Annotated in this window: 21 protein-coding genes and 1 other RNA gene; 11 read left to right on the top strand and 11 right to left on the bottom strand. The window is 65.9% G+C overall.

Annotated features, from left to right (window positions below; translation table 11 throughout):
• Window positions 1-13: 13 nt before the first annotated feature.
• The 7 genes from ssrA to prfB form a co-directional block, all read right to left on the bottom strand.
• Window positions 14-382, bottom strand: a transfer-messenger RNA (tmRNA) gene (gene ssrA, locus AC4ELH_RS05985).
• A gap of 174 nt (window positions 383-556) precedes the next feature.
• Window positions 557-1,048, bottom strand: coding sequence for an SsrA-binding protein SmpB (gene smpB, locus AC4ELH_RS05980; RefSeq protein WP_064878994.1), 492 nt, complete (start codon window positions 1,046-1,048; stop codon window positions 557-559).
• A 10-nt stretch (window positions 1,049-1,058) separates the two neighbouring features.
• A complete protein-coding gene (ftsX, locus tag AC4ELH_RS05975) occupies window positions 1,059-1,955 on the bottom strand; it encodes a permease-like cell division protein FtsX (protein WP_064878993.1) in 897 nt (298 codons plus the stop codon).
• Window positions 1,956-2,645, bottom strand: coding sequence for a cell division ATP-binding protein FtsE (ftsE, locus tag AC4ELH_RS05970; RefSeq protein WP_055112280.1), 690 nt, complete (start codon window positions 2,643-2,645; stop codon window positions 1,956-1,958). It lies immediately after the preceding gene.
• Window positions 2,646-2,690: 45 nt separating this feature from the next.
• Complete coding sequence (locus AC4ELH_RS05965) at window positions 2,691-3,215, bottom strand: Rv3103c family proline-rich protein (protein WP_463805825.1); 525 nt, start codon at window positions 3,213-3,215, stop codon at window positions 2,691-2,693.
• On the bottom strand, window positions 3,212-4,186 hold the full coding sequence (locus AC4ELH_RS05960) for a mechanosensitive ion channel family protein (RefSeq protein ID WP_064878987.1): 975 nt from the start codon (window positions 4,184-4,186) through the stop codon (window positions 3,212-3,214). The genes AC4ELH_RS05965 and AC4ELH_RS05960 overlap by 4 nt, the downstream gene beginning before the upstream one ends.
• Before the next feature lie 6 nt (window positions 4,187-4,192).
• Entirely contained in the window at window positions 4,193-5,302 is a 1,110-nt protein-coding gene (prfB, locus tag AC4ELH_RS05955; RefSeq protein WP_064878984.1) for a peptide chain release factor 2, read from the bottom strand.
• Window positions 5,303-5,452: 150 nt separating this feature from the next.
• On the opposite strand from prfB, the gene AC4ELH_RS05950 reads away from it, so the two are divergent.
• Window positions 5,453-6,823, top strand: a complete 1,371-nt coding sequence (locus AC4ELH_RS05950) for an FAD-dependent oxidoreductase (protein ID WP_064878981.1) — start codon at window positions 5,453-5,455, stop codon at window positions 6,821-6,823.
• On the opposite strand, the gene AC4ELH_RS05945 is transcribed toward AC4ELH_RS05950, so the two are convergent.
• A complete protein-coding gene (locus AC4ELH_RS05945; protein WP_448442778.1) occupies window positions 6,824-7,156 on the bottom strand; it encodes a hypothetical protein in 333 nt (110 codons plus the stop codon).
• Window positions 7,157-7,179: 23 nt separating this feature from the next.
• Between AC4ELH_RS05945 and hisN the strand changes: the two genes are divergently transcribed.
• Window positions 7,180-7,962, top strand: coding sequence for a histidinol-phosphatase (hisN, locus tag AC4ELH_RS05940; RefSeq protein WP_448442776.1), 783 nt, complete (start codon window positions 7,180-7,182; stop codon window positions 7,960-7,962).
• 2 nt (window positions 7,963-7,964) lie between these two features.
• On the opposite strand, the gene AC4ELH_RS05935 is transcribed toward hisN, so the two are convergent.
• Window positions 7,965-8,882 (bottom strand): NADP-dependent oxidoreductase, encoded by a 918-nt coding sequence (locus tag AC4ELH_RS05935; protein WP_448442774.1) that lies wholly within the window; start codon window positions 8,880-8,882, stop codon window positions 7,965-7,967.
• A gap of 119 nt (window positions 8,883-9,001) precedes the next feature.
• Between AC4ELH_RS05935 and AC4ELH_RS05930 the strand changes: the two genes are divergently transcribed.
• The 3 genes from AC4ELH_RS05930 (at window position 9,002) to AC4ELH_RS05920 (ending at window position 12,191) form a co-directional block, all read left to right on the top strand.
• Window positions 9,002-9,451 (top strand): winged helix-turn-helix transcriptional regulator, encoded by a 450-nt coding sequence (locus tag AC4ELH_RS05930; RefSeq protein WP_448442989.1) that lies wholly within the window; start codon window positions 9,002-9,004, stop codon window positions 9,449-9,451.
• 94 nt (window positions 9,452-9,545) lie between these two features.
• Window positions 9,546-10,943, top strand: coding sequence for an acyl-CoA dehydrogenase family protein (locus AC4ELH_RS05925; RefSeq protein ID WP_463790073.1), 1,398 nt, complete (start codon window positions 9,546-9,548; stop codon window positions 10,941-10,943).
• Window positions 10,944-10,970: 27 nt separating this feature from the next.
• Window positions 10,971-12,191: an acyl-CoA dehydrogenase family protein gene (locus AC4ELH_RS05920; RefSeq protein ID WP_055112260.1), complete on the top strand. Its 1,221-nt coding sequence runs from the start codon at window positions 10,971-10,973 to the stop codon at window positions 12,189-12,191.
• A 228-nt stretch (window positions 12,192-12,419) separates the two neighbouring features.
• Here AC4ELH_RS05920 and AC4ELH_RS05915 read toward each other — a convergent pair whose 3' ends face one another.
• Window positions 12,420-13,397, bottom strand: a complete 978-nt coding sequence (locus AC4ELH_RS05915; protein ID WP_064878964.1) for an esterase family protein — start codon at window positions 13,395-13,397, stop codon at window positions 12,420-12,422.
• Window positions 13,398-13,858: 461 nt separating this feature from the next.
• Between AC4ELH_RS05915 and AC4ELH_RS05910 the strand changes: the two genes are divergently transcribed.
• Together AC4ELH_RS05910 and AC4ELH_RS05905 are read left to right on the top strand one after the other, a co-directional pair.
• On the top strand, window positions 13,859-15,025 hold the full coding sequence (locus AC4ELH_RS05910; RefSeq protein ID WP_448442769.1) for an acyl-CoA dehydrogenase family protein: 1,167 nt from the start codon (window positions 13,859-13,861) through the stop codon (window positions 15,023-15,025).
• Window positions 15,026-15,051: 26 nt separating this feature from the next.
• A complete protein-coding gene (locus tag AC4ELH_RS05905) occupies window positions 15,052-15,675 on the top strand; it encodes an NAD(P)H-dependent oxidoreductase (RefSeq protein WP_064959434.1) in 624 nt (207 codons plus the stop codon).
• A 7-nt stretch (window positions 15,676-15,682) separates the two neighbouring features.
• Here AC4ELH_RS05905 and AC4ELH_RS05900 read toward each other — a convergent pair whose 3' ends face one another.
• Window positions 15,683-16,240, bottom strand: coding sequence for a type 1 glutamine amidotransferase domain-containing protein (locus AC4ELH_RS05900; RefSeq protein ID WP_064959435.1), 558 nt, complete (start codon window positions 16,238-16,240; stop codon window positions 15,683-15,685).
• Between the two features lie 175 nt (window positions 16,241-16,415).
• Here AC4ELH_RS05900 and AC4ELH_RS05895 point away from each other — a divergent pair, with 175 nt between their 5' ends.
• The 4 genes from AC4ELH_RS05895 to AC4ELH_RS05880 are packed head-to-tail and all read left to right on the top strand — an operon-like array spanning window position 16,416 to window position 20,851.
• Window positions 16,416-17,519: a homogentisate 1,2-dioxygenase gene (locus AC4ELH_RS05895; RefSeq protein WP_064878952.1), complete on the top strand. Its 1,104-nt coding sequence runs from the start codon at window positions 16,416-16,418 to the stop codon at window positions 17,517-17,519.
• Between the two features lie 2 nt (window positions 17,520-17,521).
• A complete protein-coding gene (locus AC4ELH_RS05890) occupies window positions 17,522-18,748 on the top strand; it encodes an alpha/beta hydrolase family protein (RefSeq protein WP_498883466.1) in 1,227 nt (408 codons plus the stop codon).
• Window positions 18,745-19,947 carry a CaiB/BaiF CoA transferase family protein gene (locus AC4ELH_RS05885; RefSeq protein WP_498883465.1) on the top strand — a complete coding sequence of 401 codons (1,203 nt, stop codon included), beginning with the start codon at window positions 18,745-18,747 and terminating at the stop codon, window positions 19,945-19,947. The genes AC4ELH_RS05890 and AC4ELH_RS05885 overlap by 4 nt, the downstream gene beginning before the upstream one ends.
• A gap of 1 nt (window position 19,948) precedes the next feature.
• A complete protein-coding gene (locus AC4ELH_RS05880) occupies window positions 19,949-20,851 on the top strand; it encodes a hydroxymethylglutaryl-CoA lyase (protein WP_498883464.1) in 903 nt (300 codons plus the stop codon).
• Window positions 20,852-20,855: the final 4 nt, after the last annotated feature.

The raw sequence follows: 20,855 nt of genomic DNA, 5'->3' as shown, positions 1-20,855 counted from the left end.
ACCTGCATCTTCTCGGTGGAGCTGCCGGGAATTGAACCCGGGTCCTACGGCATGTCCTCGAGGCTTCTCCGTGCGCAGTTCGCTGTGCCTCTACTCGGATCTCTCAGTCACGCGAACAAGCCGAGATGACGATCCCAGTCGCTGTTTGATGTCCCCACGGGTTCCGCGACCGAACCCGTGGGTGGGTCCCTCTAGCTGATGCCAGGGTCCGGGCCGAGGGCGCTCCCGGTCTGACAGACACGCAGTCGCTTAGGCAGCGAGTGCGTAGTCGCGCTGATTGGAATCGGCGCTTAATTGGTTGCAACGACGCTTACGGTGGTCTCTTGCCTGCACCGGCACGCTTCCCTTGATTCGATGCGCGAAGTCGAAACCGATCAGCCCCTCGCATCCCTGCCGGATCTCGGCAGGACAGTCAATGGTACGCCAAACCCAACGGCCAACGCCAAGTGATTATTCCGCGGCAGTTTCGTGTCGTGCGCGCCCGCCGAGCGCGCGCAAACGGCCCGCCAAATATGGCGTGTCGGGCAGCAGACACGCACGCTGGCGGTGCAACGAACTACGACATGCCCTTGGCGCGGCGGCCCAACTCGCGGGTGATCTCGCGGTCGGCGTCACGCTTGGCCAGATCGTGGCGTTTGTCGTGGGCCTGCTTGCCGCGGGCCAACGCCAGCTCGACCTTGACCTTGCCGTCGGAGAAGTACATCGACAACGGGACGAGCGTCAGGTTGCCGTCGCGGATCTTGCCGATCAGGTTGTCGATCTCCTTGCGGTGCAACAGCAGTTTGCGGTTGCGCCGCGGCGCGTGGTTGGTCCAGGTGCCGTGGTGGTACTCGGCGATGTGCACGTTGCGCAGCCAGATCTCACCGTCGTCGACGGTGGCGAACGCGTCGGCCAGTGAGGCCTGTCCTTCACGCAGACTCTTGACCTCGGTACCCATGAGCGCGATGCCCGCCTCATAGGTATCGAGGATCATGTAGTTGTGCCGCGCCTTGCGATTGCTGGCCACAATCTGCTTATTGCCGGCGGGGCTGGACTTCTTGGTCGCCACTAGTTCACGACTACCTTCGTATGTAGAGCCGCAGCGTCACGTACGCGGTAATCCCGGACATCGCCAAGCCGAGGAACAGCATCCATGGTGCGCTGAAGTAGAGCACGTCAGCGTAGTCGACCCTGGCAATCAAATTCGACTGATAAAACTGGTCGAGCGCCTTCTCGAGGAACACCGCGCGCACGACTATCAGGCCCACGATGGCGATCACCACACCGATCAAGGCCGCGATCATCGCCTCCACGAGGAACGGCAACTGGGTGTACCAGCGGGTCGCACCGACCAGGCGCATGATGCCGATCTCGGTGCGCCGCGTATACGCGGCCACCTGGACCATGTTGGCGATCAGCAGCACCGCACCGACCGCCTGCACCAGCGCCACCGCGAACGCGACGCTACTGAGCCCGTCGAGCACGGCGAACAGCCGGTCGATCAGGTCCTTCTGGTTGAGCACGTTGAGCACACCGGGCTGACCCTGCATCGCCTTGTCGAATGCCTCGTGCTGCTCAGGGTCGTTGAGCTTGACGATGAACGACGCCGGGAACGCGTCCTTGCCCGCGACATCCTTGTACTGCGGGAACTTCTTGATCGCATCGTCGTAGGCCTGCTCGCGATTGAGGAAGCTCAACGAGCGCACGTCGTCGCGGTCGTCGATCATGCGGTACAGCGCCTTGCACGCTTCTTCGTCGCAGTTCGGGTCGTTGGCCGAGATGTCGTCGGTCAGGAACACCTGGCTCTCGACGCGGTCCAGGTAGATGTCGCGGGACTGATCGGCCAACCGCACCACCAGCAGACCGCCACCGAACAGGCCGATGGAGATGGCGGTGGTCAGGATCATCGCCACCGTCATCGTGACGTTGCGACGAAGTCCGGTCAGAACTTCATTGACAAGAAAGCCGAAGCGCACTTAGCGATCCATTCCGTAGACGCCGCGCTGCTCATCACGGATCAGCCGGCCGAGTTCGAGTTCGACGACCCGTTGGCGCATGGAGTCGACGATGTGATGGTCGTGGGTGGCCATCAGCACCGTGGTGCCGGTCCGGTTGATCCGTTCCAGCAGGTCCATGATGTCCTTGCTGGTCTCCGGATCCAAGTTTCCGGTGGGCTCGTCGGCGATCAGGACCAGTGGGCGGTTGACGAAGGCCCGCGCGATGGCGACGCGCTGCTGCTCGCCACCGGACAGTTCGCTCGGCAACCGATTGGCCTTGCCGGACAGGCCGACCATCTCCAGCACATCCGGGACCACCCGGTTGATCACCTCGCCACGCTTGCCGATCACCTCGAGCGCGAACGCCACGTTCTCGAACACCGTCTTCTGCTGCAACAGGCGGAAGTCCTGGAACACGCAGCCGATGACCTGACGCAGGCTCGGCACGTGCCGGCCGGCGAGCTTGTTGACGTGAAACTTCGACACCCGGATGTCACCGGAGGTGGGCGTCTCGGCTGCCAGCAGCAGTCGCATGAACGTCGACTTGCCCGAACCCGACGGGCCGATCAGGAAGACGAACTCACCCTTGTCGATTTTCAACGAGACGTCATCGAGCGCTGGGCGCGCCGAAGACTTGTAGTGCTTCGTCACGCGGTCGAGGGTGATCATCACGGCACGCCAGTGTAGCGGGGCGGAACTATCCGGCAGGTCAGGCTATCGCGGCAATGTCGGGGCCACCGACTCCTGGCCGGGTAGCGGCTGCTCGGCAGGCGGGGCCGGCGCAGGCGCAGGCCCCAATGGCAACGTGATGGGCGGGAGCAGTCCCGGACCGTCCGGATCGAACACCGTCGTCCGCGGAGCACCCGGTGAGGGCGTGGTGGTGGTACTGGTCGACTCTCCGGGCACCGGCTCGGTCGGAGTGGTGGTCTCCGTCGTCGTCGGTGTGGTCGTCTCGGTCGTCTCCGGCGTCTCCGTCGGCGTCGTCTGCGTCGTCGAACGAGGGGTCTGCAGCTTGGTGCGCGGCACCCAGGTGTAGTCGGGATCGGGCACGAACCCGGGCGGGACCACCTGGGTATCAGGCGACTGCGGCGCGGTCTGCTTGGGCCGGTACTCCTGCTGCAGCCACGACAGCGCGATGAACGCCACGATCAGCACCACCGTCGAGGTGCGAACCCGACCCAGCCTGCTGCGCCAGAGCCTGTTGGCCGCGTCGGTCAGCTTGGTGAAGTCGGGTTTCACTTCTTCGACTCCTGAGCCGATGCCGGAGGCGCGGCGACCGTCTCGGCGACGGCTGCCGGATGGATGACGTCCCCGGCAGCGGCGACCGACGCGCCTGACGAGGCCACACCGGCCCGGCGCAGCGCGCGCACGACCCGTATTCGCAACCGCCTGCCCACCTCGAACTGTTTGCCCGGCAGGGTACGGGCGACCATCCGCAAGTTCACGGTGTCGACTCCGAGGCTCTCGATGCCCATCAATTGCGGCTTGTCGAGCAGCAGCTTGGACAGCTCGCCGTCTTCGGCGGCCTTCTCGGCGACATCGTTGAGCACGTCGTTGACCATGTTGAGATCGACCGTGGACGGTATCGGTATGTCGACGACCGACCGTGCCCAGTCCTTGGACAGGTTCAGCGCCTTGACGATCTGCCCGTTGGGCACGGTGTACATCTCGCCTTCGGAGGACCGCAGCTTGGTGACCCTCAGCGTGACGTCCTCGACCGTGCCCTCGGCCTCGTTGGCCGCGGCGATGGTGAGTCGGACCAGATCACCGAACCCGTACTGCTTCTCGGTGATGATGAAGAAGCCGGCGAGCAGATCCTGCACGATCCGTTGGGCACCGAAACCGAGGGCGGCACCGAGCACCGCGGCCGGGGCGACCAGGGAGGCGATCGGTACCGCGAGCGCATCGGTGACCTCGACGAGCACGATGATGAACAGGACCGCCACCGACACCCAGGAGATCACCGAGGCGACGGCCTGCCGGTGCTTGGCGCTCTCCGAGCGCACCAGCTGGTCGCTCTCCTGATATTCGGCGTCGATCCGGCGCACCACCCGCTGCGCGGCCCAGTTGATGAACCGCGCGGCGAGCAGGCCGCCGATCAACAACAAGGCGATGTGCAGTCCGGTGGTCAGGATCCACACGCCGATCTCGCCGACCCAGAAATCGTGCCAGCGGTCGGCGAGAGGAAGGGCGAGCACGGTATCAGTCATCGTCGATCAGTCGTCTTCATCTTTTCTGTTGCGCCATCTGATCCCTGCTTCCAGGAATCCGTCGATGTCTCCATCCAGCACGGTGGCCGGGTTTCCGACCTCGTACTCGGTGCGCAGATCTTTCACCATCTGATAGGGGTGCAGAACATAGGACCGCATCTGGTTGCCCCACGAGCTGCCGCCGTCGCCCTTGAGGGCATCCATCTCGGCGCGCTCCTCCAAACGCTTGCGTTCCAGCAGCCGGGCCTGCAGCACGCGCATCGCCGCGACCTTGTTCTGCAGCTGCGACTTCTCGTTCTGACAGGTCACCACGATGCCGGTGGGGATGTGGGTGAGCCGGACGGCGGAGTCGGTGGTGTTGACCGACTGCCCGCCGGGACCGCTGGAGCGGTACACGTCGACGCGTAGGTCGCCTTCGGGGATCTCGATGTGGTCGGTGGTTTCCACCACCGGGAGCACCTCGACGTCGGCGAACGACGTCTGGCGGCGGCTCTGGTTGTCGAAGGGGCTGATCCGCACCAGCCGGTGGGTGCCCTGCTCCACCGAGAGGGTGCCGTAGGCGAACGGGGCGTGCACGGCGAAGGTCGCGCTCTTGATCCCGGCTTCCTCCGCGTAGGACGTGTCGAACACCTCGACCGGGTAGTCGTGCTTCTCGGCCCAGCGGATGTACATCCGCATCAGCATCTCGGCCCAGTCCGCGGCGTCGACGCCACCGGCGCCGGAGCGGATGGTGACGACGGCCTCGCGCTCGTCGTATTCACCGGAGAGCAGGGTGCGGACCTCGAGGGTCTCGATCTCCTCGCGAAGCTTGGCGAGTTCGGCGTCGGCCTCGGCGACTTCTTCTTCACCGCCCTCTTCGGCGGCGAGCTCGAACAGCACCGGCAGGTCGTCGACACGCTGACGCAGGTCCTGCACGCGGCGCAATTCACTCTGCGCGTGCGAGAGCTCACTGGTGACCTTCTGGGCGCGCGACTGGTCGTCCCAGAGGTTCGGATCGGAGGCCTGCTGCTCGAGCATGTCGATCCGCTGGCGCAGGCCATCGATGTCGAGCACCCGCTCCACGGTCGTCAGGGTGGTGTCGAGTGCGGCTACGGCGGCTTGGCGGTCTGGATCCACGAATGTTCAGGGTACCCGGCGGCATTTCGGCGGCAGTTCTCTCCGACTGGCGGCAGCGCAGACGATCTGTGTTTAAAGTCGGTTGGTACCCGGCCCGGCACGCCATCGGCTGGGTCTGTGACGGTTTTTCCGCTCGTAAGAAGGCAGGGTATGCGCCCATATCACGTAGCGATCGTCGGCTCCGGCCCTTCGGGATTCTTTGCTGCCGCATCGTTGCTGAAGTTCGCCGATCTACCCGACTCCGATCGCGACGTGCGAGTCGACATGCTCGAGATGCTGCCGACTCCGTGGGGGCTGGTGCGCTCGGGAGTGGCGCCCGACCATCCGAAGATCAAGTCGATCAGCGCCCAGTTCGACAAGACCGCAGCCGATGCACGCTTCCGGTTCTTCGGAAATATCAAGGTCGGTGAGCACGTCACCCCGGCCGAGTTGGCGCAACGCTACGACGCGGTCGTCTACGCCATCGGAGCACAATCCGACCGGGCCCTGCACATCCCCGGCGAAGAGCTGCCCGGCAGCGTGGCCGCAGTCGATTTTGTCGGTTGGTACAACGCCCATCCCCATTTCGACGGCATGGCGCCCAACCTGGCGGGCGGGCGGGCCGTGGTCGTCGGCAATGGCAACGTCGCGCTGGACGTGGCGCGCATTCTGGTCAGCGACCCGCAGGCCCTGGCCAACACCGACATCGCCGACCATGCGCTGGCCTCGCTGGACACCCGCGGGGTGGAAGAAGTCGTCGTAATCGGACGCCGGGGCCCGCTGCAGGCGACCTTCACCACGCTGGAACTGCGCGAGCTGGGCGACATGGAAGGTCTGGGCGACGTCGACGTCATTCTCGACCCGGCCGATTTCGCCGACATCACCGACGAAGACCTCGAAGCGGCGGGCAAGACCGTCAAACAGAACATCAGGGTGCTGCGGAAGTACGTCGACGAGCCGCCTCAAGAATCCAAGCGGCGCATCGTATTCCGCTTCTGCACCTCCCCCATCGAGTTGCACGGCGAGGACCGGGTCGAGTCGATTGTGCTGGGCCGCAACGAACTTGTCCGCGACCCGAACGGACGCGTGGTGGCCAAGGACACCGGAGAGCGCGAGGAACTGCCGGTCCAGTTGGTGGTGCGGGCGGTCGGCTACCGCGGCGTGCCAACCCCGGGGCTGCCGTTCGACGAACGCTCCGGCACGATCCCGCACACCGACGGCCGAATCGACGGCAGCCGTAACGAATACGTGGTGGGCTGGATCAAGCGGGGACCGTCCGGTGTGATCGGCAGCAACAAGAAGGACTCGCAGGAGACAGTCGACACCCTGCTCGACGACCTTGCGACGGCCGGCGTCGACGAGCGCGGTTCAGAGTACGACGTCGAACTGGCCGAATGGCTGTTGGAACATCAACCGAAGCTGGTCACCGGTGAACACTGGCAGCTGATCGACGCGCACGAGCGTGCCTCCGGCGAGACGGTGGGCCGGCCCCGGGTGAAGCTGGCGAGTGTGGCCGAGCTGCTCCGGATCGCCCACGCCTGATCAGGTCGGGGGCGGCTCCGCGGGCGCAAAGGCCCACTTGTCCGGGTTGCCCGGCGAATAGACGACGGGTAACAGCGCCCCCATGGTCGGCCACTCGTTGACGTCGACGGCCATGCGCTGATACACGACGTGCTCGTTGACCGTCGGGCCGGTGATGACACCGGTGATGGTGACGAACTGCTCCCCCGTCTCATCAGGACGCGGGCTCACCCCGGTCACCAGCAACGTGCCGTGCGCCAGTTCACCGCGAATTCCCCGACGCGCCATGATCCGTGGCGCCAACAGCAGCACCAGCGCGCCGACGAGCAAGAGGAGTATGCCGATTTCCCACACCAGGCCATGGTAGGACTTTCGGCATGAGTTCCACCTCAGATGACTTGGCACTGGCCCTCGAGTTGGCCGATCAGGCCGACACACTGACCATGGACCGCTTCGGCGCCCTGGACCTGCGCATCGAGACGAAACCCGACCTGACCCCGGTCACCGACGCCGACCGCGGCGCCGAGGAAGCTTTGCGCGCATCGCTGGCCACGGCTCGCCCCGACGACACGGTGTTCGGTGAAGAGTTCGGTGGGACAACGACATTGACAGGACGCCAATGGGTGATCGATCCGATCGACGGGACCAAGAACTTCGTCCGCGGCGTCCCGGTCTGGTGCACACTGATCGCCCTTCTCGAAGACGGCGTCCCGACCGTCGGCGTGGTGAGTGCACCGGCCCTGGCCCGGCGCTGGTGGGCGGGCCTGGGTCAGGGCGCGTTCGGTTCGTTCGCCGGGACGACCCGCAAACTGTCGGTGTCAGGCGTCGCCGATCTCGCCTCGGCAAGCCTGTCGTACTCGGACCTCACCACCGGCTGGGACGACCGCCGGGACAACTTCGTCGCGCTGACCGACGCGGTGTGGCGGGTCCGCGCCTACGGCGACTTCTGGTCGTACTGCATGGTGGCCGAGGGCGCGGTGGACATCGCCTGCGAACCCGAGGTGAAGCTGTGGGACATCGCCCCGCTCGACATCCTCATCCGTGAGGCCGGGGGCACTTTCACCAGCGTCGACGGCGCACCCGGTCCCCACGGCGGCAGTGCGTTGGCCACGAACGGCCTGGTGCACGCCGCAGTGCTGGACCGGCTCGCCGGCAACTGAGCTCACGGCTGGAGCACGTACTTCCCACGCACTCCGCCCTTGGCGATGGCGCGGTGCGCGTCGGCGGCCTGATCCAATGGCAGCACCGCATACACGCGGGTCCGCAACCGCCCGGACGCCGCATCGCCGAGGAGTTCGGCGAGCCGGGTGCCGTCGGGGTGAGCCACCACGGCTGACACGGTGATGCCGCGTTCGACCGGCAGTTCTGCGCTCGGCTGTACCCCGACGAACTGCCCGCCGTCGCGGACCAGCGCGAGAGCCGCCTGCTGCAGTGCACCAGCGTCGGCGACCGCATCCCAGCCCGGCTCCGCGTCGGCGGCGAAGCCGGCTCCCAGGCCGCGGACGAACTGCTCGTCGCGCTCGCGGGCCAGCCCGGTCACTTTCCAACCGCGCTCCTGGGCGAGCACGACGAGGTATCCCCCGACCGCACCCGCGGCGCCGGTGACCAACAGCCGAGCCCCGCGGGCCGGTGCATCGCCGAGCAGATCGAGGATCTGCGCCGCGGCTAATCCGTTGAGCGGCACCGTAGATGCCGCGATCAAGTCCAATTCGTCCGGCACGACAGCAACATCGGCCGCCGACACCACCAGTTGCTCGGCGTAGGTGCCGTAGTCCCGGTCGAATCCGGCCACGACACCGGCCACCCGCGTTCCCACAGCCAGATCTACACCTGCCCCGACAGCCTCGACGGTGCCTGCGAAATCCCAGCCGAGTCCGGTCCAGTTCGGTTGATCGACCAGGCCTAGGTCGTGGAACACCCCGGCTGCCACGCCGAGGTCGACGGGGTTGACCGCCGCGGCGGCGACCTTCACCCGGACCTGGTCGGGACCCGGTTCGGTCAGCGGCACATCGACGATTTCGATCGAGTCCGGGCCGGCCGGGGTACGGACGACTGCGATGCGAAATGTGGGAACGGACATGTTCATTCACTCCTGGGTCTTGTGGTGAGGTGTTGACTACTCCACGATGGATGGGTAACTCTCCAATGGGAAGTACGCACTTCCAGGTGCGTAACTCACCGGGACCGATGGGAGCCGACGTGCCGACGACAACCGCGGCCCAGAAACGGGCCCGAGCAAAGATGGAATACGACGCGTTCCTGGCGAACTGCCCCAGCCGCCAGCTGCTCGACCGCATCAGCGACAAGTGGGTAGCGCTGATCCTGGCGGCGCTCGGGGGCGACGGCCCACTACCGGAAGCCGGCGAATCCGGCGAACCACGTCCGATGCGCTACTCCGAACTCTCCCGGCGCCTGGCCGGGGTCAGCCAGAAGATGCTCACCCAGACGCTGCGATCCCTCGAACGCGACGGCCTGCTCATCCGGACCGTGACCGCAAGCGTGCCGGTCACAGTCACCTACGAGCTCACCGACCTGGGCTTTTCCTTGCAGCGATTGATGATCGGGGTCAAGTCGTGGGCCGAGGCGCACATGGACGAGGTGCGCACAAACCGCGAGCAGTACGACCAGCTCTCGGCCGCCGAACCCTGATCTGTAGCGCTGTGAAGTTGGTAACAGATGCCGTACCTTACTCCGGAGTAAGATACGGTCAGATGCGTCGCTACGACCAGCAGAGGCAGCTGACATGACCAACACCCTGCCGTCCAAGAACGGCACCCCATCCCGTCCCTCCAGCTCCGGCCGGCAAAGCGCGGTCGGACTGCACAAGCACAAGCGGACAGCGACCGACATCGGGTTGGCGCTGATCACGCCCATCGTCGGCCAGGAATTCCTGGACCGTTACGGCCTGCGCGATCCGCTGAACCGCGGCCTGAAATACGGTGTCAAGCAGGTGTTTTCGACCGCGGGCGCGGCCACCCGCCAATTCCAGCGGATCCAGGGGCTCGGCAAGGCACCCACCAGGCTGAAGGCCAGCGGGGCAGACTACTTCGACCTGACCCCCGACGAAGACCAGCAGATGATCGTCGAGACGGTCCGGGAGTTCGCCGGGGAGATCCTGCGACCCGCCGCGCACGACGCCGACGAGGCCGCGGCCTACCCCGCGGACCTCATTGCCAAGGCCGCTGAGCTGGGCATCACCGCCGTCAACGTGCCCGAGGACTTCGACGGCATCGCCGAGCACCGCAGCACCGTCACCAACGCGCTCGTCGCCGAGGCCCTGGCCTACGGCGACATGGGCCTGGCACTGCCGATCCTGGCGCCGGGCGGCGTCGCCTCGGCCCTGACCCACTGGGGTAGCGCCGACCAGCAGGCCACCTACCTCAAGGAATTCGCCGGCGAGAACGTGCCGCAGGCGTGTGTGGCGATCGCCGAACCGCACCCCCTGTTCGATCCCACCGCACTCAAGACCACTGCGGTTCGTACCCCCAGCGGCTATCGCCTGTCCGGCGTCAAGTCGCTGGTTCCGGCCGCTGCCAACGCCGAATTGTTCATCGTGGCAGCGCAATTGGACGGTAAGCCGGCGTTGTTCATCGTCGAGGCCTCGTCGCCGGGGCTCACGGTCAAGGCCGATCCGAGCATGGGCATCCGCGCGGCCGCGCTCGGACAGGTCGAGCTCGACAATGTGGCGGTGCCGCTGAGCAACCGCCTTGGTGAGGACGAGGCCACCGACCAGGACTACTCAGAGGCGATTGCCCTGTCCCGGCTGGGCTGGGCCGCCCTCGCGGTCGGCACCTCGCATGCGGTGCTCGACTACGTCATCCCCTACATCAAGGAACGCACGGCCTTCGGTGAGCCGATCGCGCACCGCCAGTCGGTGGCCTTCATGACCGCCAACATCGCCATCGAACTCGACGGTCTGCGGCTGATCACCTGGCGTGGCGCCGCCCGTGCCGAGCAGGGACTGCCGTTCGCCCGCGAGGCGGCACTGGCCCGCAAGCTCGGCACCGACAAGGGCATGCAGATCGGCCTGGACGGCGTCCAGCTGCTCGGCGGTCACGGTTACACCAAAGAACACCCGGTCGAGCGCTGGTACCGCGATCTGCGGGCCATCGGCGTCGCCGAGGGTGTCGTAGTTATCTAGCCATCGATCCGAGCTGAAAGACTAATCATGGCAATCAATCTGGAAATGCCCCGCAAGCTCCAGGCGGTCATCGAGAAGGGCCACCAGGGCGCTGCGGAGATGCTTCGCCCAATCTCGCGCAAGTACGACCTCGCCGAGCACGCCTATCCCGTCGAGCTGGACACCCTGGCCACCCTGTTCGAAGGCATCTCGGAAGCCAAGACCATCTCGTTCGCCGGTGCCGAGGCGTTCCGCGACGACGCCAACACCAAGGGCGAGAAGGTCACCGTCAACGGTGCCAACATGTCCGCACTGCTCAACGCGCTGGAGATCAGCTGGGGCGACGTCGCCCTGCTGCTCTCGGTGCCGCGTCAGGGCCTCGGCAACGCCGCCATCTCCTCGGTGGCCACCCCCGAGCAGCTCGAGCGCCTCGGCAAGGACGTCTGGGCCGCCATGGCCATCACCGAGCCGTCCTTCGGATCGGATTCGGCGGCAGTCACCACCACCGCGGTGCTCGACGGCGACGAGTATGTGATCAACGGCGAGAAGATCTTCGTCACCGCGGGTTCGCGGGCCAGTCACATCGTGGTGTGGGCGACGCTGGACAAATCGTTGGGCCGGGCGGCGATCAAGTCGTTCATCGTGCCGCGCGAACATCCCGGGGTCACTGTCGAGCGCCTTGAACACAAGCTGGGCATCAAGGCATCCGACACCGCGGTGATCCGCTTCGAGAACGCGCGCATCCCCAAGGACAACCTCCTGGGCGATCCGGAAGTCCACGTGGAGAAGGGTTTTGCCGGGGTCATGGAGACCTTCGACAACACCCGGCCGATCGTGGCGGCCATGGCCGTCGGTATTGCCCGCGCCGCGCTGGAGGACCTGCGGGCGATCCTCACCGACGCCGGTATCGAGATCTCCTACGACAAGCCCGCCCACGCGCAGAGCGCCGCGGCCGCGGAGTTCCTGCGCATGGAGGCCGACTGGGAGGCCGGCTACCTGTTGACAGTGCGCTCGGCATGGCAGGCGGACAACAGCATCCCGAACTCCAAGGAAGCCTCGATGGGTAAGGCCAAGGCCGCCCGCGTGGCCAGCGACATCACCCTCAAGGCTGTCGAAATGGCGGGTACCACCGGCTATTCCGAGCAGACCCTGCTGGAAAAGTGGGCCCGGGACTCGAAGATCCTGGACATCTTCGAAGGCACTCAGCAGATTCAGCAGCTGGTGGTCGCCCGCCGTCTGCTGGGCCTGTCCTCGGCCGAACTGAAGTAGTTCGTCCCCCTGCCGGTTTTCTCCCGGCGAGCAGTCCCCCGCAAGCGGGAGGGGCCCCCAGCGAAAGTGCCCGGTTTCCATGGAAACCGGGCACTTTTGCGTCTGCTCGGCCATCGGTTGCGGTCATCGGTAGCGGCAGCTGTTGGATCGGGCACGGAACCCGCACATAACGAAATCGCCCAGAACACTTGGTGTTCTGGGCGATCTCGTTATCGCGTGTTGTCCGGCTTAGCCGAGCACCCGCTGCAGGTCCGGAACCATGGCCTGCAACTGCTGGCCCCAGTAGGCCCAGTTGTGGGTACCGGAATCCGGGAAGTTGAACACACCGTTGGTGCCACCAGCAGCGATGTAGTTGTCCTGGAAGGTGCGGTTGGTCTTGATGGTCAGACCTTCGAGGAAGGTGGCAGGCAGGTCGCCGCCGCCCAGCTCGTTGGGCTGGCCGTTACCGCAGTAGATCCAGAGCCGGGTGTTGTTGGCAACCAGCGTGGGGATCTGCACCATCGGGTCGTTGCGCTTCCAGGCGCTGTTCGGGTCCTCGGTCGGACCCCACATGTCGTTGGCCTTGTAGCCGCCGGCATCACCCATGGAGATGTTGATCAGGAACGGCCACCAGCCCTCGGAGGGGTTCAGGAAGCCCGACATCGAACCGGCGTAGATGAACTTGTCCGGGTGGTAGGTCGCCAGGATGAGTGCGGCGGAGCCGGCCATGGACAGGCCGATCGCGGCGTTACCGTTCGCCGCGACGTCGCGGTTCGCGGCCAGCCACTGCGGCAGCTCGCTGGTCAGGAAGGTCTCCCACTTGTACGTGGTGCAACCGGCCTTACCGCAGGCCTGGTTGTACCAGTCGCTGTAGAAGCTGGACTGACCACCGACCGGCATGACCACCGACAGGCCGCTGTTGAGGAACATCTCGAACGCGTTGGTGTTGATGTCCCAGCCGTTGAAGTCGTCCTGAGCACGCAGGCCGTCGAGCAGGTACACCGCGTGCGAACCCGGCCCACCACTCTGGAACTGAATCTTGATGTCGCGGCCCATCGACGGCGACGGGACCATCAGGTACTCCACCGGCAGACCCGGCCGGGAGAATGCTCCCGCGGTCGCCGACCCGCCCGTCACTCCGATCAAGCCAGGCAGCAACAGCGCTGCCACAGCCGCCACCGTCATGCGGCGTGCCCAATGGCCACGAATCTTGTCAATGAAGGTCATACTGCGAATCCATCCGTTTCCGGTCAACTACGCCATTTGCGCGATCAGCGATAAGCATCGCCAAGCGACACCGCAGCGACCGAGTCACTGCACTGTCACGCCCGCTCGTCTGAGCCGGTGCCTCTGATGAGCGGACCGAAGAATTCAGTTGTTGCGCCATGAGTAAATCACGGGCCCATGACGGGGGAAAACCCGCGGCGCGCCGCCGAACTGCACGTCTGGGGATTTCAAAAAGTGATTCTGACTTTATCTATTACGCGCCGGCAGTCGATCTACCTGGGAAAACGGTTCGACACTCGCGACCGCGCGGACGGCGGTCGATGAACACCGATACGCATCTGTTCACAACTGGTGTCCGGAGGGTTATCCGATCGTCGCCAACCAGTTTTCGAAATGCCCGGCCGGGGCCTCAGGGACAGCCCCCAAAGGGGCCATACAAAAAAGTATGGTAACTTTCGGCCATGACCTCGCCCCCCACCACGGACCGCGTCATCACCGCCGAATTCGTCGCTCGACTGGCCGATCGCGCCGGTGAAGCCGAGGAGTTGCGCCGGCTTCCCGACGCGACGGTGACCGACCTCGTCGACTCCGGCTTCACGGAACTCCTGGTGCCCGCCCGCTATGGCGGTCAGCAGGCTGATTTCCCGGCCATCCTGGATCCGGTACGCCGGATGGCCCACGGATGCACGTCGAGCGCCTGGACCATCGGCTTCCTGGCCCTGCACAACTGGATGCTGGCGCTGTTCGGCGAGCAGGCCCAGGACGAGGCCTTCGCGAGCCGCCCGTTCCTGGCGCCCGCCCCGCTCGCGCCGACCGGGCGCGGACTGCCGGCCGACGGCGGCATCCGCCTCACCGGCCGGTGGTCCTGGGCCACCGGCGTCATGCACGGCAACTGGATCATCGTCGCGGCACTGTGCGGACCCGACGACGCGCTGTATCCGGCACTCGCACTGCTGCCGATCAGCGATGTGGCCGTGGCCGACGTGTGGCACACCGACGGCATGCGGGCCACCGGTTCCAACGACGCCATCGCCACCGACGTGTTCGTCCCGGAGCACCGACTGGTGAAGGTGCTCGACATCTATTCCGGTACCGCACCCGGCGCCGGTCTGCACGACAGCAGCGCCTACCGCTGGCCGATGGTGCCCGCACTGGCACTTCTGGCGGCGATGCCTGCATTGGGCAGCGCCGAGCGGGTCACCGAGATCTATGCGCAACGCCTCGGCGAACGTGTGCTGCCCTACGAGGGCGTCATGCAGAAGGACAAGCCGATCGCGCAGGCCCACTTGGCCGGGGCGCAGGTCCGGGTGCGCGCTCTGCGCGCCCTGCTCGCCGACACGGTCGGCGAGATAGAGGCCATCGTGGCGACCGGCGACGCCGTGGACAAGCCGGTTCGCGCGCAGGCCCGTCTGGCGGCTGCACACATCGTCTCCGAATCCAAGGCGGTGATCGGCGATCTGATGGGCGCGGGCGGAGCCAGCATCCATTTTCTTTCGAGCCCGTTGCAGCGGTTCAAACGCGACGTCGACGTGCTGTCCGGCCACGTGGTGTTCGACTACGACACCAGCCGCGAGTTGGCCGGTGCGCTGGCGCTGGGGATGAAGATCCCCCGTACATCCATGATCTGAGCGAGCTGATCTGACGGAAGAGATTGATGAAGACCCTGTGGATCGAGGCCAGCCCGAAGGGGGACGACGCGTTGTCCTCCCAGTTGGCGCTGGCCTATCTGGATGCCGCCGACGCGGTCGGCGAGGTGGAACGGTTCTCCGTGTGGGACGAGGACGCGCTGCGCTTCGGCCGGGACGCCGCGATCGCGAAGTTCGCGCAACTGTTCGGCGAGCCGATCACCGACGATCAGCACGCGGTGTGGCAGCAGGTGCTCGATGAGATCGAGCGGGTACGCCGCTTCGACCGGCTGGTGGTGTCCTCCCCCATGTGGAACTGGCATGTGCCGCATGCCCTCAAGGCGTGGATCGACGTCATCGTGCAGCCGGTGGCCAGCTTCACCCTCAACGAGCGCGGCGAACACGTGGGCACCCTCGGCGAGGGAAAACCGTTGCAGCTCATCCTGACCCGCAGCAGCGCCTATGACGGGCGCCACCCCGAACTGCAGGATTTCCAGAAGCCGTATCTGGAATATGTGTTCGGGATGCTGGGCTACCGCGTCGACACCCTGGTGGTGGAACCCACCACCAGGTGGACGCCCGCCGAACGCGAACAGATGCGTGGCGAGGCCGTCGCCCGGGCACGTGCCGCAGCGCACATCGCCGGGGCCTGACCCGCGCTCAGGTCTGGGCGGGGCTACTCGCCAAGACCTCGGTGATCGCCTCACAGAACGCGGGCAGGTCACCGGGGGCGCGGCTGGTGATCAGGTTGCCGTCGACGCAGACCTGCCGATCCACCACGGTGGCGCCGGCGTTGCTGAGATCCGTGCGGATACTCGGGTAGCTGGTCAGTGTGCGGCCGCGCACCACATCCGCCTCCACAAGGGTCCACGGACCATGGCAGATGGCTGCGACGGGCTTGCCCGACTGCACGAAATCGCGGACGAACGCCACAGCGTTCTTGTCGAGCCTCAACTTGTCCGGATTCACGGTGCCGCCGGGCAGGATCAGCGCGTCGAACTGGTCGACCTTCGCCTCGGCGACCGTGCGGTCCACCGGGAACGTGCCTGCGGGTTCGAGGTCATGATCACGGGCCTGGATTTCGCCGGCTTTGAGCGACAACAGTTCGACGTGACCGCCCTCGTTCTCGACCGCGTCGCGGGGTTGTTCGAGTTCGATGCGCTCCACACCGTCGGCGGCAAGGATTCCCACCCTGCGGCCTTCCAATTCCTTTCGCATGCGAGTCCTTTCGTTGACACCGACGTGCAGCAGCGGGCGTGGGCGCCCATCAAGGGCTACCCCGGGGAGTCGGACCCAAAACGCGACAGATCGTTGCCTTGTCACCCCTTGTCAGCCGCTGTAATGAAAAGTAAAGTCACTTTCAGTTTTCGCCCCGCACCTTCAGGAGTCGAGCATGGAATCATTCGTCCACCTGCGTAAAGGCAAGACCCCGAAGCGGGTGCATGCCGACCTCGACGGCCTCAAGGACGACGAACTCGGCCGCGGCGGCTTCGTCGGCCGCACCGCCAACATGTACCGGCGCAACGACCCCACCGCCTACCGCACCGTCGGCCCCCTGCGCCCCACCGATGTCTTGTCCAGTGAGCTCAAGCCCAGCGACGCCACCGACGCGCACGGCGGTCCGCTGCTGATGTTCTCCAACGCGGACTGCCAGGTGCTGCTGAGCCGCCGTAGCGAGGAGATGCCGTTCTTCGTCCGCTACGTCGACGGCGACCTGCTGTTGTTCGTGCACAAGGGCGCGGGCCTGCTGGAAACCGAATTCGGCCCACTGCGCTACCGCGAAGGCGACTGGGTGTACATCCCGAAGGCCTGCACGTTCCGTCAGGTGCCCGACAGTGGAGAGGACGGAGCGAGTACTTTCCTCATGGTCCAGGCTACCGACGATTTCCGGGTCCCGCCGGCGGGCACCCTGGGCCGCCACTTCCCCTTCGACCCGGCGCAGGTCACCATCCCCGAACCGCAACCCATCGACGATGACGGGCGGGACGAGTACGAGGTGCGCCTCATTCATGACGGCGGTCCGACTTCGCTGTTCTACCAACACAATCCCCTTGACGTGGAAGGCTGGCGGGGCGACAACTTCCCGTTCACCTTCAACATCGAGGACTACACCGTCATCACCTCCGAGAGCGTGCACCTGCCACCGACGGTGCACCTCTTCATGCAGGCCACCGGTGTGTACGTGATGAACTTCCTACCCAAACCCGCCGAGAGCGTGCCGGGCACCGAACGCACTCCCTGGTACCACCGCAACGTCGACTACGACGAGATCGCGTTCTTCCACGGCGGAACCCTCTACGGCATCCCGATGCCGCCCGGCCTGGTTTCCCATGCACCGCAAGGCGTTCACCATGGGGCGCCCGAGAAGGCGCGCGAACGCGCGCGCCGCAAGTTCGACGACTACGACCGGGTCGACTGGTCGGTGATCGCCATCGACACCCGCCGTCGTCTCATCCCGTCCGCTGAAATCCTCGCCAACGACCTGGGGCAACACTAGACATGACTGCAACCACCGAAGCACCTGTGAAGCACGAGTACGACCGCATCCCGTACCTGGTTGCCTACCAGAACAACTCGTCGGTGCGCGACGTGTACGGCGGCGTCGCCGAGCTGGTCGTACTCGAGAGCTACCTGCTGCGCCCCGAGAAGCCGTCCGACACCGTGTTGGTGTTCATGCACCCGATCGGCGGCGGCGCCTACCTGCCGATGATCAACGCGCTGGCCCGCGCCGGCCACCACGTCATCTACTGCAACAGCCGGTTCCGTGGCACCGACTCGGCCCTGCTGATGGAGAAGGTGGTCGAGGATCTCGGCGAGTGCATCAAGGACGCGAAGAATCGACTCGGATACGACAAGGTGGTGCTGGCCGGCTGGAGCGGCGGCGGATCCCTTTCGGTGTTCTACCAACAGCAGGCGCAGAACCCGACGGTGACGGCAAGCCCCTCTGGCGACGGGCCCGATCTGACCAAACTGGGCTTGATCCCGGCCGATGGAATCATGCTGCTCGCGGCCCATATCAGCCGGCACGGCACCATGACCGAATGGATGGACGCGTCCATCCTCGATGAGAACGATCCCTCCAAGCGCGACCCGGAACTGGATCTCTACAACCCGGAAAACCCCAATCAGCCGCCTTACACAGCGGAGTTCCTGGAGCGTTACCACCAGGCCCAGATCGCCCGCAACCGGCGGATCACCAAGTGGGTCAAAGAAAAACTCGCCGAGCTCAAGGCCGCCGGACGTCCCGATGACGAATTCGCATTCGTCGTGCACGGCACCATGGCCGACCCGCGCTGGCTGGACCCGACCGTCGATCCCAACGATCGTCGGCCCGGCACGTGTTATCTGGGTGATCCGCAGGTGGTCAACATGAGTCCGGTCGGACTGGCGCGTTTCTGCACTCTGCGCAGCTGGCTGTCGCAGTGGAGCTATGACGATGCCAACGGTGACGCCGTCAAGGCCGGGCCGGACATCGCGGTCCCCGCGCTGGTGATCGGCAACCTGGCCGACGACGCGTGCACGCCGAGCCACACCCGTCGGCTGTTCGAGGCGATCGGGCATTCCGACAAGGAGATGCACGAGATCCCCGGCGCCAACCATTACTACTCGGGTCCGGATCAGCGCGGCACCCTGCGCCAGGCCGTCGCAATCAGCACGGATTGGCTGCACCGGCACGGATTCGGCGGGCAGGAGCCAAGCGACCGGGCACCGGAGCAGTCACTATGACGACCGGACCTCTCGACGGCATCAGGGTGATCGAACTCGGCACTCTGATCTCCGGTCCGTTCGCCGGCAGGCTGCTGGGCGACATGGGCGCCGAGGTCATCAAGGTCGAACTGCCGGCCACCCCGGATCCGCTGCGCACCTGGGGACAGGCCGAGCTCGACGGGCACCACTTCTTCTGGACCGTGCACGCCCGCAACAAGAAGGCCGTCACCCTGGACCTTCGCACCGCCAAGGGCCGCGAGCTTTTTCTGGACCTGGTCGAGCGGTCCGACATCATCGTGGAGAACTTCCGGCCCGGCACCCTGGAGAAGTGGAATCTGGGCTACGACGTTCTGCGAGAACGCAACAAGGGCATCATCCTGGTGCGAGTGTCAGGGTATGGGCAGACCGGGCCCGACGCCGGCAAGGCCGGTTACGCCTCGGTGGCCGAGGCCTCGAGCGGACTGCGCCACATGAACGGGTTCCCCGGTGGTCCCCCACCGCGGCTGGCCCTGTCGCTGGGCGACAGCCTGGCCGGCATGTTCGCCGCACAGGGTGCGCTGGCTGCCCTGTACCGGCGGACCGTCACCGGAGAGGGTCAGGTCGTCGACACCGCGCTGACCGAAAGTTGCCTGGCAGTGCAGGAATCCACCATCCCCGACTATGACGTCGGCGGTGTGGTCCGCGGACCGTCGGGCACCCGGCTGGAAGGCATCGCGCCGTCGAACATCTACCAGAGTGCCAACGGCAGCTGGGTGGTGATCGCGGCCAACCAGGACACCGTGTTCCGCCGGTTGTGCGCCGCGATGGGTAGCCCCGAGCTGGCAACCGACGACAGGTTCTCCAATCATGTTGCCCGGGGCCGCAATCAGGATGAGCTGGACAAGATCATCGGTGATTGGGCAGCCAAACGCGAGCCAGACGACATCATCGAGACCCTGTCACAAGCCGGGGTGATCAGCGGGCCGATCAACACCGTCGCCGAGGTCATGCAGGACCCGCAACTGCAGGCCCGCGGCATGCTGGCCGACCATTGGGACGAGCGCGTGCAGCGCAACGTCAAGGGCCCCGGCGTCGTCCCGGTGCTCTCCGAGTCACCTGGCACGATCCGTAACGCCGGCTCGGCCCGGCCAGGCCAGCACAACGACGAGGTGTACGGCGACCTGCTCGGGCGCAGCGCACAAGACCTGGAAACCCTGCGTGCAGAGGGGGTGCTGTGAGATGAACCTGCCCGAGAAGGTCGACATCCGCGAGGTGTGTCTACGCGACGGCCTGCAGATCGAGGCGCCGATTCCGTTGTCCGCCAAGGTTGCAATCCTTGAGGCCATCGTGGCCACCGGGGTACGTGAGGTGGAGGCGACGGCATTTGTCTCACCCTCGAAAGTGCCCGCATTGGCCGATGCGGCCGAACTCGCCGAGGAACTGCACAAGTTCCCCGACGTCGAGTTCTCCGCCCTGGTGGCCAGCCCCAACGGCGCCAAACGCGCCATTGCCGCGGGGCTGGGCTCGATCGAGTACGTGGTGTCCGCCTCCGACGCCCACTCCCAGGCCAACGTCGGACGCACCTCGGCCGAGGCCACGGCGCAGATCGCCGAGATCGTGGCCATCGCGGCAGACAGCAACACCTCGGTGGAGGTCATCGTCGCCACCGCGTGGGACTGCCCGTTCGACGGCCCGACCGATCCGCGGCGGGTGCTCGACATCGTTTCGTCCGCAGTCGGTTTCGGCGTCAACCGGATCGCCATCGCCGACACCATCGGCACGACCACCCCGCGTCGGGTGAGCTCTCTGATCGCTCAGGTCCGGCCGCTGACCGGGGGCCTGCCACTGGGTGCGCACTTCCACAACACCCGCGGCGCGGGTCTGGCCAGTGCCTACGCGGCGGTGCAATCCGGGGTCACCCGCTTGGACGCATCGGTCGGCGGGCTGGGCGGCTGCCCGTTCGCCCCGGGAGCCAGCGGCAACATCGCCACCGAAGATCTGGTCTACCTGTTGCGCGACAGCGATATCGCCGTCGACGTCGACCTGTCGGCCGCGATCGACGCCGCACGTGTCGCACAGGAAGCCGTGGGCCACGAGCTTCCCAGTGCCCTGCTGCGCGCAGGCGACCGGATCTTGAACTGAGGCG

The organism is Mycobacterium shunyiense, assembly GCF_058270075.1.
The sequence above is the reverse complement of the archived record's forward strand: the minus strand, read 5'-3'. Positions and strand labels throughout refer to the sequence as shown.